Consider the following 12,263-nt stretch of genomic DNA (forward strand, 5'->3'; position numbering starts at 1 on the left):
ATGACAGCACGGGTTATGACCGTCGCCTTTGCCGGGATTGATACAATTCCGGTCGATGTGCAGGTTCAGATGGCAAGCGGATTGCCCGCTTTTAGCGTGGTTGGCTTGCCCGACAAGGCGGTTTCCGAGGCGCGCGAACGTGTGCGATCCGCGCTTTCAGCGATGGGGTTGGCATTGCCACCCAAGCGCATCACAATCAATCTGGCCCCCGCCGATTTACTAAAGGAAGGATCGCATTTTGATCTGCCGATTGCGTTGGGTCTTCTGGCCGAGATGGATGTGATCGGGCACGAAGACATTGCGAATTTTGTCGTGCTGGGTGAATTGGGGCTTGATGGCAGTATCACCGGCGTCGGCGGGATTTTACCGGCGGCCATGCAGGCAAGTGGCTTGGATCGGGGGATTATCTGCCCGGCAGATAACGGTGCGGAAGCGCTTTGGGCAGGGGAACTTGAAATTCTGGCACCATCGCGTTTGACCGGATTGATCAACCATTTCAAAGGAACTCAGATCCTGTCGCGGCCATGTGCTCCGAAGGTTAGCTCATCTCCCTTATCATTGCCAGATCTACGCGATATCAAGGGGCAGGAAAGTGCCAAACGCGCGCTCGAAATTGCTGCGGCTGGCGGTCATAATTTACTGATGAGCGGCCCGCCCGGTTCGGGAAAATCGATGCTTGCCGCCCGTCTGCCGGGGCTTTTGCCAGAATTGAATGCCAGACAGGCCCTTGAAACTACCGTGATCCATTCGGTTTCCGGGATGCTGCCCGAAGGCGGTCTTATCCGCACAAGACCCTTCCGACAGCCCCACCATTCGGCATCCATGCCTGCACTTGTTGGCGGTGGTGGGAAAATTCTTTAGAAATGAGACTCAGATTATTAGCGAGTGCTCTCTTACTTATCACAGATAAATCAAGTGCCTGAGTGTTTTAAAAAACACATTTAGGGTTTGATGTAGAGTATAATATTTTTTGATTATGAGACTCCCTGTACTTTTTTTATGAAATCCCTTCTCGCTGCTTCAATCGTCGTTAGCATCGAAAATTGCTTTCAAGAGGTTACTATCTTTTAAGTCAAGATAGTCTCTTACAGATTGGTCTTCGTCAGTTTTGGGAGGATCAATCAGCTTGTACTGCGCAACTCTGCCACGAGAGGTGGTGTCATGTAAGACCCCTCCTTTGTCGCGGTACTGTATCTCCACTAAACCACATTCTCTGAAGTAAGAAATGACGTGTGATACGTTAGCAAGTGTCGGAGATCTTGCTGCCTTGAAAAACTGACGATTGAGTAGTTCAATTAATACTTCAAGTTGCGATCCGCTGATTGTTCCTGAGAGATAAGCCTTGTTGGCTTTGGCGATCAACATTTCGAGTTTTCTGTAGTCGCTCGAAATTTTCGTAAGGCGCCGCTTACCGTTGAGTTTTAAATTGTAATCACTGCGGTCAACTAGTGCCGCTATTTCGTGACGTGTAGCCCTGACCACACCGTCATTATCAGCTAAGGAGATCAAGGCAATAGCGATCTGCGTTGCAAACCGCGGTCGCGCGTGTGCATGCGATGCTGCTAGTAACTTGATGGATAAGTTTTTAATTTGCATCAGAGTAACACCCACGTTTGGCACATGCCTTCAGGCACGAGTAAGGACTTCGTGTGTGTCGTCTTAGCAAAATGCCCTCTGAAAAATTGTCAAAGAGCAACCGACATAGTATAGAATTTTATTATGGAGGGTAAGGTGTTCGGAATAAGAACTAGCAGGTAATTGGTTAGGAATTTTTTCCTGATTTCAAATTCTTTAGGAATCAAGACACCACAGGAACGCTTGTTTTTTCACGTATTTTGAACATTCAGTTTTATAGATTTTACGTATCCAGCTTTGACTTAGGCTCCAAGGGCTAGTTTTACTGCCGGGTTCCCGAGTATTTCCAAACTATCCTAGTCTCTCGGTAAAAGTTGCATACAGAGTATTTCTCCGGGATCGGCCTGTCCTTGCACGAGCTTCCACCTCGACCTGCCGAAGGCTTAAGTGGGAGCCATGCTCACGCGCCAGCATTCGACAAACATTATTTATTATTTCTGAAGGTGTAATCCATGGCCAAGGGTACCGCATCGTTTTGATTTAAATTTATGACGATGTTATGAGCTTTGAATGAAATTAGTCATATTAGGAAATTGATTGCCGGAGCAATTTTTTGATCGCGTCAGCGTCGAGTTTCGCTATGGCATGCGCAAACATGAACATAGCATTGGAGCTGGCACCATCATGCGATTTCAGCTCAGTTGGTATTGATTGTGCTCGCTCCAATCTAGACATGTCGCTGACTATTTGAGGAATATCCTCGAAAAAGAAGTCAATTTCCACGCCGAGAATATTTGAAAGTGACAGCAAATGGCCAGACTTGAGCCGGTCGCTTCCGGTTTCATATTTCTGCATTTGTTGGGGGGACACGTTTAAAGCAGCCGCTAATTCGGCTTGTTTGATCCCCAAGACAATGCGTAACATTTTGACACGTTGCGCCACATGTAAATCAATAATATGTGGTCCGTCAAAACTTCCCATCCGGCGAATCATGGGGTTATTGTACCGAGATTCCGAGTGCGGTAAGGGTATCAATATCCATGCGACCAGTTTTTCCAAGTGAACGATCCGATTGAAAGTTTGTGATCGCTTCACGTGTCATTGGGCCAAGAAGTCCATCAATATCTCCATTGTAGTATCCAAGGCGCATCAGTGCTGCCTGAACACGGACAACCATCATCGAGAGCTCTTGAGAAGATGGCTTTGAAATGATTGATGAACCTGTATTTGGTGGGACGAGGGTCGAACTCCGAGCACTTGGAGCAGTTGGCGTTGGTGCAACATAGGACGGGGCCGGTGCTGAATAACTGGGTGCCGTAGTGGCTGGCGGTGTGTAGCGATATCCTGAACTGGATCGGTGACTGGAATGAGAACTATGACTGCGGTGACTTGAGTGAGAACGATGGCTTCGGTGTCCGGCAAACAGATCTTGCGAGGTACTGTTCAAGGTATTGGGCAGTAAAACAGGCTTTCTGTTCACATCTTGATTGGACCAATAGTCATTATCGATGACTGCTGCACCGGCAGTTGATCCGGAGAATGCACTACCAGCGACAACGGATGGCCAGGAGAGAATTGCAGTCAGTTTCTTTTGCCATTTGGACATTATTCGGCTTCCTCAAACTCGGGGTGAGGTGACTTTTCGATTGGGTGGATGGATCTACTGGTCCAACCTGGATCAATCGTCCGGAAAAATCCGCAACAATTACTCTTCTCCGCGCACTCTTCGCACTCAGGAAGATACACGTTCTTCCAGTCTGAAATGCTTTGCCGTGAAAAGTCCCATAATGCAGGTGAGACTGTGCATAATGGAAAGTTGTAAAGACTGGGATTCATCCCGCGGTCTGCGAGATAAGAAACGGCTTCGAATAGCTGCTCCTGACAATCAATCGGATCAATCCACACATCATTGTGGTTGGTGCGCGCAAACCCCATAGGCTCCAGCGCCATGAATGCTATATGATCGACAAAACTCAGATTGTGAAAAATAAAACGCGCAAGCTCGGATAGTCGATCTACGTTACTTTTCTGCACGACGACCCGTATTTCGATGCTCGCATTGGCACGTGCGAGATTATAGAGCCCTTCAACGGTCTCATGCCAGGCGCCGTGGGACTGAACAATGTAATCATGTTGACCAGGATCATCGGAATACAGCGGGATACCCCATTGAATATGGGGATGGTTTACAGCGGCAATCATCCGACAGAATACGGGATCAGAAAATCGACGCCCATTGCTCAGAATATGCAGCACTGTTTCTGGTAAGTGACTGCGTGCCTGGTGCAAAACGACGGCGAGATCATCGCCCAGCAATGTCGGTTCACCGCCACTCAGACCGAGCATTTTCTCGCTCTGATCAATCAGTGGGATGGTGTCGAGCATCTGCTGGACAAACCAGTGATCATCGACTTCACGTGGTGGCTGCGAGCACATCACACAAAAGCTGTTGCAGCGTTCTGTTGCCATCAGAGTATTGCTGTTCGAACCCCGTCGATAGAAGACGGAGATGCGAGAGCTACCCTCCTGGACCCTGATCACATCACCTGGGGCAATCACATCTTCGGTCTTGGGGTTTTCAATGGTGATTCCAGAAATATCCTGAACCGGGCGTGAAGTTGCGATAACCGCACCCGCAAACTGCTCGAGCGCAAGGTCTGTGACTGGTTGATCGAGCCAAATGAGTGACTTTTCCGCAGGAAACCTTGCCTGGCGTGCTTCCTCAATATCAACGATCTTTAAAACCCGCGCGCCGCGCAGGTGGTTAATGTTGGCTTGTGTGTAAAGAGGCAGCATTAACCTGCCTCTTGCCGAGTTGACACGAGGTCGGAGAGTGGCTTGCGAGTAATCCAGGACATAAATACGGACATGATGTCAGGGTCATTCTGTGAAATATAATCAAAGAACAGTTCAAAATAGGCCGTTTGTCGCTGACAGAATTCGCTGGTTGTTCGGTCTCCTTCCGGATCGCCCTGTGTCGCCACATGAAACACAGGGTCTGCACCACAATAGGGAACAAATGCGCAGTCGCAGCATCCTGAGAGTTCCTCGGCAACGCCATGGTTATTTATGATCTGCATCGCTGGTGATTTCTGCAGGCGTGCGAGTTCCTGATTTACGTCTCCCATGCGGAACCGATCATCACCCATTTCAGCGAGCATGCGAGCTTCATCCGACACATAGACCCCGCCATCATAGTTATAGACCAAGACGTTACGCCCAGCGGCTGCTGGTGACTGCAAGTCGACATAGCTGGTTGGAAACGGTGTCAAAATGCGTGTGAGAAGCAAGGAAGCATAGGTTTCTTCCAGTCGAACACCCTGAAGGTTGAGTTCAATCAGATACGCAATAGCTTCCCTGTAGAACTTCATGAATTCGGTTGTGCTGTAGCCGAGCTTGCTGGCCGATTTGACCGCAAAACCAAATGGACTGATTGGGCGTAGTGAAATGGTCTCAAGGCCCGCTTCGACATAGGTGTCAATAATCGCCCGGGCATGGGGCAAACTGAACCGACTGACCGTTGTCAGGGCAGAAATATGTTCTTGGCCACAGATTTCCCCGGCATTTTTAATGGCATCAATTGTGCGCCGCCAGGAGTCACGGGTTGCATTGGGGCGGTTGGCATTATGCACGAAGTCCGGGCCATCGAGCGATGTCGAGAGCTCAATGCTGTGAGCGCGACAAAAGTCCAACTGCTTTGTATCCAGCAGATGAAGCGTGGTCGTCATGACGAAACGGACTGCGCGCTGTTCGCGTTCGCTCCGTTCTTCTGCCGCATGGACGATCCGGCACAACAAGTCAAAGCTAAGTGCTGCCTCGCCACCTTGAAATTCGATGGTCAGTACATTTGCGGTGCTTTCAAAAACCCGATCCAATGCCAGACGCGCTGTTGACCAACTCATATCAAACCCGCAGGCCGATAGTTTCTGAGGCGTGATTTGACAATAAAGACACCGATGGTCGCATCTCAGAGTGAGAACAAAGATGTGGAGTTCGGGGGCCTGAGTTACGTGGTGTTTGCGTGTCCGTGTCTGAGCTTCAATGGCATCAAAGAGCGGACCATGATTGCTGTCGCACACGATGTGACGGCTACGCAGGTTTTTGAAAAGCTCTGAGTCTTTCGGGAGCTCATGATTGACGAGCGAGGCATATTCAACTGGCGATACGAGCTGGTAATCGCCAACGCTGGAGGTGATTAGGATATGCCCATTTTGCGAGAGCTTTCGTGTGCGAAACGGCAGCAACTCGTAACCAGGTGTTTGTGAGCTGAACGCACTTTCGGGGGAAAATTCAACGGCCCTTTTCTGAAGTGACATTTTAGCTCCCACCCGGAGAAAAGACCGCTGTCGGATGCATTGAGCGCCAGGTCGCGGGTGTCTCGGCGCCCATTCCCCACATTCCCCGCTTCTCTTGCCGGGCGGTTTCTTGCCAATCCGTCAAAATCTGGTTTTGATCGACAGATGTTGTCGCAAGCCCGACTTTAACCATGGCCAGAGACAGGCTGAAGTTACGAATAGCGCACTGACTGACCCATGTTGTTGCCGATGATACAAAATAGTCAGGAAGACAGGTTATCGGTTCGCCGGCCGTGAACCCAATCAGGGCGTTTCGGGCAATTTCACCGCAAGCGATCGTTTCATGCCCTTTGCTACAGCTCTGCATCGACTCAAGAGCGTCAATTCCAAACAAAGCAATCTTGATGCCTTCCAGTGTAAAGCTGTCGCCACTGTGAATGTCGTTGGCGATGAGCCTGCCTGTAAGTTTTCCCGGATTATTTGGCGCAGGTGAGAAACCAGAAACCTGAGGACTTTGATCAACCGGACCCTCAGCTTGCTTCTGGCCGGTAAGCAAAACCAGAAAACCTTCCATTTGGTGGCTGACATCATCAATTGTTTGGCAGCTGGCAACGGAAAGGGTTGAGCAAATCAAGGCGCTCCGCATCCAGTACGGCATGACTCTTCCCCCCGACGATTTCTTTGCCGAAATTTCAGTATATGAAAGAAATTTGATTTTAGAAAGATACTCGGAAGAGAAGGGTTATATACCTTTGAATAGCGTTCGAGGGATGGATACCACATTATGTCCTATGCTGGTGCGTGATCAAACTGACACAGGAAACCGGATCATGTCTGAACTGGACTATCAGATCGCCTCTATTCATCAGATTAATCAGGATATTACAGATCGTTTGAATCGATATCGCATTCATCTGGAACTCACCCAGCAGGAACTGGCCGACGAGGCAGGCATATCTGTCCCAACCCTCAGTCGATTGCTCAACGGCAAGGGAGCGACGCTCGACACATTCCTGCGCGTTCTCAATGCTATGAAATTGACCGATGCGATGGCAGCCTATATTCCAGAACCGCGCGACAGCCCCTTGTCGCCGCGGCGCGCGAAACCGATTGCAGATCGTCAGCGTGTTCGTGCCAAAACTGAAGTGCCTGTTTGGACAGGCTTTAGTGATACGGGCCCGGTATTTGATGATAAGTGATGGTGAACGGACGCTATAACCAGAATCCTGAATGGATCAGAAATTGATACTCTTGCGAGCCTGCTCGTTCCAATGCCTCTCAGCGAAAGCAATAGCCCCACCATCCGACAATGCGATTGCCAACAGGCGCAGTTTGTTTCCACAAACCTGAAGCTCGCTTTGTGGTTCAGTTATCGCCGGAGACGTGGTGTGATTCTGCCCGAAATGGTATAATATGCGCGCAAATGAGCAGTGATTGCTTCTGTTTGGTCATTGGGCGGCGGAACGATGAGCTTTTATAAGTCGACCCCAACTTCAATAAGTGAGGTGATGGCGCGTTTTGCTGCGGTAAAACGTGAGCCAATTGCCGTTCGGCGCCCAACACGATCGAATATTAATCGGGTAATCCAAGCAACCATGAACGGGCCGTTCCCTAATATTCTAACTTCAGATGGGCTTGTTTCCATCATCCGCCAACAGACCATTCCCGACAGGTATGTTGGTCACTTGCAGCGCTTTGCAGGAGAATTGTCTAAATCGCTGATACAGAGTTTCATCACTCATCACGGCATCTCTATAAATGAGTGGCAAGACTTCCTTAAGGCAAATACCAACGTGCTGCATCTGAGCGACCAGGTTTTGCGGAATCTGTTGGATGACAAAATATCTGACAATGAGTCTGTGGGCGGCCAGTCTGCAACTAAACGCGCAACGTAATATATCAAAGTTGACGCGTTAAACCCGAGAACACCATTTAATATATCAAGTTTGATGCGTTAGTGTTTGGGGATGATCATCCCTCATAGCAACTGCCCGGCAGTGTGCCGGGCAGTCCGTGTTTGCTCGATGTCACAACCTTGTATCAGGACGCCTTTTTCGCTTCTTTCTGCTCTTGCAGTGTTTCAAGCGCAGGTTTCAGATAACAGGAAACATAGAAGTATCGGCGGTCTTTGAGAGCCTGTTTAAGGGCTTGCTTGAGAAGTGTCTCTAGATCAGATTGGTTGTGCATCACATTTTCCCTCCATTGAAGCGAAACGGGCGATATGCCCAGATCAGCACAGCACACAACCTTGGGTGTGGATGTGATGGCGGGGATATATCGCAAAATGTTTTGTTGAGAAGCTCTCAAACATGACAGCGAGGTTACATGCAATTCAACATATAGTGTTTATGTGGTTTCAAAATACTATATATTGTATTTTGCGATGTATTGAGGAAGCCTTGCTCACCATTTGGGAGAGCTACAAGGCGATTATCATCTATGACGCATGATACCTGCATCTGAGCAGAAAAAGGGGGAAGTCGACTTTTTCTTTAATTCCTAATGATCTCGGGGCATTCGATGTTCCGATGGGGCGTATCATTGGCACAATGGTGAAACGACTGTCAGAGTTGTTGTCGATTTCGATAAAAGTACTGGTCAATTGACACGAAATATAACCACTGCGTATCCGGTAAAGTGAGAGTGAAAATTCTTGAATGTCCTAAATGTAATGGCCAGGGGCATGTGATTCTGGTTCGCGTGAAGAAGACTGGAAAAATTCTCAAGCTTTGCGATGAATGCGATACGATCTGGAGCCATTATGAAGAAGTGTCCCAAAAGAACTGGTAAACATTTTATACTTATATGAAAACAATCGGCTTGGATGTGCGCTTGGGTCATATTGATGTAAAGTATACTTTAATATGCGAATGGGTAATTAAATGTGCGAACACCACTCTAGTCATCTGCGAATAATACTTAAATATAGATCAACCTCATCCTCGCTGATGAGGTTTATGCGGAGCATCCAACATGCAGTTTTATGAACTAGCGGCCTGCATAAAACGGTAAAAAAACAAATTCTGAATTTTTTTAACATATTTACCCGAATAATGCATAAATCAAGTTGATATAATCAAGGTCCTGTGTCAGGTTAGCCCTCATGGTGCTATGAGCGTTCTTGAGTTTAAAGGGAGCAGATGATGGACGGTGAAGTAATCAATCTATTTAACATTCGAAATAGCGCAGGACTTAGCCAAGGAGAACTCGCCGAAAAACTCGGGATTTCGCAAAGCGCAGTATCTCGCTTTGAGCAAGATCAGGACAACGTTCCCCTATCCATTTATCTAGCTTGGATTAAGGTTTGTGGTCAGACCTCTTCGAAGATTCCTGTGGAATATGGTAATCCATACGATAGCCTGACCACGCAGATTCAGCTGATGAGCCGCTATGCTCAATCAGCACCTAACCGGTTGGACGAAGCAAAATTCTATGATGCTCCTAACCCTGATGTGTTGATCGCCCAAGCTCGTGCGATTGGCCGGAAGCCTCGTCTAGCGTTTTGCGGGCGTTTCGACCAAGGAAAGTCCAGGTTAGCTAATACCTTAATGGGAGGAGATTACCTACACACTGGCTATCAGCCCGTTACATCGATGTTGTACTTGATCCGTCACATCAACGATCGTCCTACTTGGTTCAAAGAAGACGTTTGGATAATGAAGAAGGGCTTTGATCTGAATCTTGCGGATGATCAGGAGCATTGCTTCAAACATCGGCTGGTTGCCGGTAGCTTCGATACTCTGAGAGATTATGGCACTCACCGCGAGAACCCAAAAAAAGACGTGGAAAAGTGCTCGGTTGCATTGGTCTATATCGATACTCCTTTCCTTTTGGGTTGTGACCTTATTGATTTACCAGGTTATGGAAACTCGCAGGATGACCACAACAACGCAGAGATCGCGCACAGTATTGCTGACATTTTGGTTTATGTCTCGACGGCCCAGGGGTTTTTGGATCAGAATGATCTGCACTATATAAGCGCTTTGCTCGAGCAGCTCCCCCCCGTACAGCAAGAGAATGACTCAGCTTCAACCTTACAGAACATGTATTTTCTCGCAACCTGGGCGCATCAAGCGCCGAAAGAAGTTGCGGAAATCATTAGGAAGTCATCAGGACGTGCTTTTAAGCACCTTTTTGAAGCACTGGAGAAACGAGCAGCTTCAATGGGTAGGCAAGCGCCAACCTTGGATGAGTTTCGAGAGAGGTTTTTCTCCTATTTGGTTGAGCAGCCTTCTCGTAGGGAAGGTTTCGAGGGAGATCTCTCCGAGTTGCTCGGTAGCACTTTTCCAAACTATGTCTACAGTCGCATGGATAACTGGGTTCTAGACTTGAAGACTTCCGCCAAATCATACTGCAGTGACTGGCTGAAAAAATTAACGGACGCTTTGGAGCACCGGGAGGCGGCGCAAAGCGATCTTCTTAAACTGGAGTCGGCAGAACCTGAGCGACAGAAACGAATTCAAGGGCAGATCAAGCGTATACACAGCGTGATTGATCTGAGCAAGCGGGCTACCCGTGACTACGTTACGACAGAGTTGGCGTCACTGATAACGGCTAAGAACATCGAAGACGTTATTTGCAAACGCTACGAGGATCGCAAGGAAGCTCAAGAGTTGGCTGGGACCTATCTAATTGACCATGTCAAAGGTAAGTTTCACGAAGTTTTGAATATCCGGTCTCGAGAACTTGCGGCGGAAGTAAATGAAGTACTTGCAACTTATTCGTCGACAGAACTGGGGGTTGGAAAAATAGCGTTGCCGTTTAATGCGCAAGGTGTTTTCTTAGGAGCTTTAGCTAGTGTGGGAACATACGGTGCTCTATCCGCTTGGGTTGCAGCCGTGACTGCCGGTAGTAACCTTGGTGGATACCTTTTGGTTCCAAGCGTTGTGAGCTTTCTATCCAGTATTGGCATTAGTGTTGGCGGTACAGCAACCGCAGTCAGTTTTGTCGCATCTATTGGCGGGCCAATTACAATAATGGTTGGATTAGGGCTTTTGGCAGGACTAGCGGGCTATGCGTTGTTCGGAGCATCTTGGCAAAGACGACTGGCAAAAAAAATTGCTAAAGAGTTGAGCCAGAGAGATTTCATCGGGGCGTTGGTCCGACAGTCCGACGAATTCTGGGAAGAGACGAGAAGCGGATTCGACGAGGGAATCAAGGAGACGGAGAGTGCCTACAAGAGTAGGCTAAAAAGTCTTCGCAGCCTTGTAAACGAAACCGACCCTAAGGAACTAAGCCGAATGATCGGCTCCTTAGACGAAATGCGGGATTTTTTCGGCGGAATTCCGTGGAGAAAGACCATCTAGGTTTCCCGTGTCGGACCGACGATATATCGCATTTAGACACTAATCAGGCGTAGTGGAATGCCTTCAACCCTTTGCTGTCTTGTGGCCGAATCCATTGGATAGCAAAGGGTTTTTGCGGATGCCATCAATTAACTATGTTGGGGCCCACCTCTAGTATTTCAGCTTGATTTGATGGAGGCGAACGTTTGGCTGTTGCAATCAATCGACGTAAGTTTTGTCGGCACCGATCAGACTTACGGCATACATTGGACTAAGGGGTTGCTGAGGAACAGAAAGCCCTTGCCGAGCTGAACAACGCGACCAAACCCTACATTGGTTCGTGACAGTGAATTCCGTCCATTTTGGTGTGTCAGGTGCCACAAAATGTGACATTCGACTTCACGGGAAATCAATGCCTTAGCATTTTCGATTGCCAGATAAGTTGGCACAGATTGTCACATAAGCTGACAAAAAGCTGCATGATTGACAGAAAAGCTGACAATTTTCGACAAGTCAAAAAAAGAAGGTATGGCACACAGGCACATACTTTCTTCGCACACCATAGCCGTACCGTGCTCCAGGAACTTTTCGACTCTCTGTTATTTTGTCTGATGCACTTAAATAGGTGTTGTAATTGTGAACAAGTTGCACTCCACCAATGCAGATACTAGGGATTGTGATGTAGATAAATGGTGCGACACAGGCAGCCTCAATGCCCAACAACATGCACAGCGCGAGCTAATTCTGCTTACGATTCAGGTATCCTTCAATGGCAACCGCTGATCACGACCATACTCGATCTGGACTTCACGGACTCCGTTAGGTCATGCCCTTGAATTAACAAAGGGGGGAGGCGACCTAGTACCTCAGAAAGCCAGCTACATGCCCGTTCTATTCGCCCCCCCTGGCAAGCTTGAAAGGATCAAGCTGCAATGCAGGAAACCCAACTTCAATTGCAGTCTGGGTTTGCCCACGGGACTAGGCTAAAGCGGCCCAATGATTGTCTTTGTAAGTCACGCACATGAACCGGGTCACACATCGGCGTCAACGGGTGATATTGAAGCCAAGATTCAGAGAAAAATGAAACAGAAGCAACTGATATTAAAAA

At 48.2% G+C, this 12,263-nt stretch carries 9 protein-coding genes and 1 pseudogene; 4 read left to right on the plus strand and 6 right to left on the minus strand.

Features of this window, described 5'->3' with window-relative positions; translation table 11 throughout:
* Window positions 1–852, plus strand: a pseudogene (locus BC440_RS13045) (ATP-binding protein); the annotation flags it as partial.
* A 168-nt stretch (window positions 853–1,020) separates the two neighbouring features.
* Here the strand turns inward: BC440_RS13045 and BC440_RS13050 are convergent.
* The 6 genes from BC440_RS13050 to BC440_RS13075 form a co-directional block, all read right to left on the minus strand.
* The gene (locus BC440_RS13050) at window positions 1,021–1,596 is read right to left on the minus strand and encodes a hypothetical protein (protein WP_071240248.1); all 576 of its coding nucleotides are present in this window, start codon (window positions 1,594–1,596) and stop codon (window positions 1,021–1,023) included.
* Between the two features lie 564 nt (window positions 1,597–2,160).
* On the minus strand, window positions 2,161–2,556 hold the full coding sequence (locus BC440_RS13055) for a helix-turn-helix transcriptional regulator (RefSeq protein WP_071240249.1): 396 nt from the start codon (window positions 2,554–2,556) through the stop codon (window positions 2,161–2,163).
* Between the two features lie 16 nt (window positions 2,557–2,572).
* A complete protein-coding gene (gene hxsA, locus BC440_RS13060; protein WP_071240250.1) occupies window positions 2,573–3,181 on the minus strand; it encodes a His-Xaa-Ser repeat protein HxsA in 609 nt (202 codons plus the stop codon).
* Window positions 3,181–4,371, minus strand: coding sequence for a His-Xaa-Ser system radical SAM maturase HxsC (hxsC, locus tag BC440_RS13065; protein ID WP_071240251.1), 1,191 nt, complete (start codon window positions 4,369–4,371; stop codon window positions 3,181–3,183). The genes hxsA and hxsC overlap by 1 nt, the downstream gene beginning before the upstream one ends.
* A complete protein-coding gene (gene hxsB, locus BC440_RS13070) occupies window positions 4,371–5,891 on the minus strand; it encodes a His-Xaa-Ser system radical SAM maturase HxsB (RefSeq protein ID WP_083379361.1) in 1,521 nt (506 codons plus the stop codon). The genes hxsC and hxsB overlap by 1 nt, the downstream gene beginning before the upstream one ends.
* Before the next feature lies 1 nt (window position 5,892).
* Entirely contained in the window at window positions 5,893–6,528 is a 636-nt protein-coding gene (locus tag BC440_RS13075; RefSeq protein WP_071240252.1) for a thermonuclease family protein, read from the minus strand.
* Here BC440_RS13075 and BC440_RS13080 point away from each other — a divergent pair.
* The 3 genes from BC440_RS13080 (at window position 6,527) to BC440_RS13090 (ending at window position 11,176) form a co-directional block, all read left to right on the plus strand.
* Window positions 6,527–7,069, plus strand: a complete 543-nt coding sequence (locus BC440_RS13080; RefSeq protein ID WP_083379362.1) for a helix-turn-helix transcriptional regulator — start codon at window positions 6,527–6,529, stop codon at window positions 7,067–7,069. The two genes, BC440_RS13075 and BC440_RS13080, sit on opposite strands and share 2 nt — an antisense overlap.
* A 231-nt stretch (window positions 7,070–7,300) precedes the next feature.
* The gene (locus BC440_RS13085; protein WP_175484485.1) at window positions 7,301–7,765 is read left to right on the plus strand and encodes a hypothetical protein; all 465 of its coding nucleotides are present in this window, start codon (window positions 7,301–7,303) and stop codon (window positions 7,763–7,765) included.
* 1,245 nt (window positions 7,766–9,010) lie between these two features.
* Entirely contained in the window at window positions 9,011–11,176 is a 2,166-nt protein-coding gene (locus tag BC440_RS13090) for a dynamin family protein (RefSeq protein ID WP_083379363.1), read from the plus strand.
* Window positions 11,177–12,263: the final 1,087 nt, after the last annotated feature.

The organism is Thalassospira sp. MIT1004, assembly GCF_001858545.1.
Taxonomy (GTDB): Bacteria; Pseudomonadota; Alphaproteobacteria; order Rhodospirillales; family Thalassospiraceae; genus Thalassospira; species Thalassospira xiamenensis.

Coding starts and splice junctions, on each gene's coding strand:
- hxsA (WP_071240250.1), bottom strand. CDS start 3,181: ATGTCCAAATGGCAAAAGAAACTGACTGCAATTCTCTCCTGGCCATCC.
- hxsB (WP_083379361.1), bottom strand. CDS start 5,891: ATGTCACTTCAGAAAAGGGCCGTTGAATTTTCCCCCGAAAGTGCGTTC.
- BC440_RS13090 (WP_083379363.1), top strand. CDS start 9,011: ATGATGGACGGTGAAGTAATCAATCTATTTAACATTCGAAATAGCGCA.
- BC440_RS13050 (WP_071240248.1), bottom strand. CDS start 1,596: ATGCAAATTAAAAACTTATCCATCAAGTTACTAGCAGCATCGCATGCA.
- hxsC (WP_071240251.1), bottom strand. CDS start 4,371: ATGCTGCCTCTTTACACACAAGCCAACATTAACCACCTGCGCGGCGCG.
- BC440_RS13075 (WP_071240252.1), bottom strand. CDS start 6,528: ATGCCGTACTGGATGCGGAGCGCCTTGATTTGCTCAACCCTTTCCGTT.
- BC440_RS13055 (WP_071240249.1), bottom strand. CDS start 2,556: ATGGGAAGTTTTGACGGACCACATATTATTGATTTACATGTGGCGCAA.
- BC440_RS13080 (WP_083379362.1), top strand. CDS start 6,527: ATGACTCTTCCCCCCGACGATTTCTTTGCCGAAATTTCAGTATATGAA.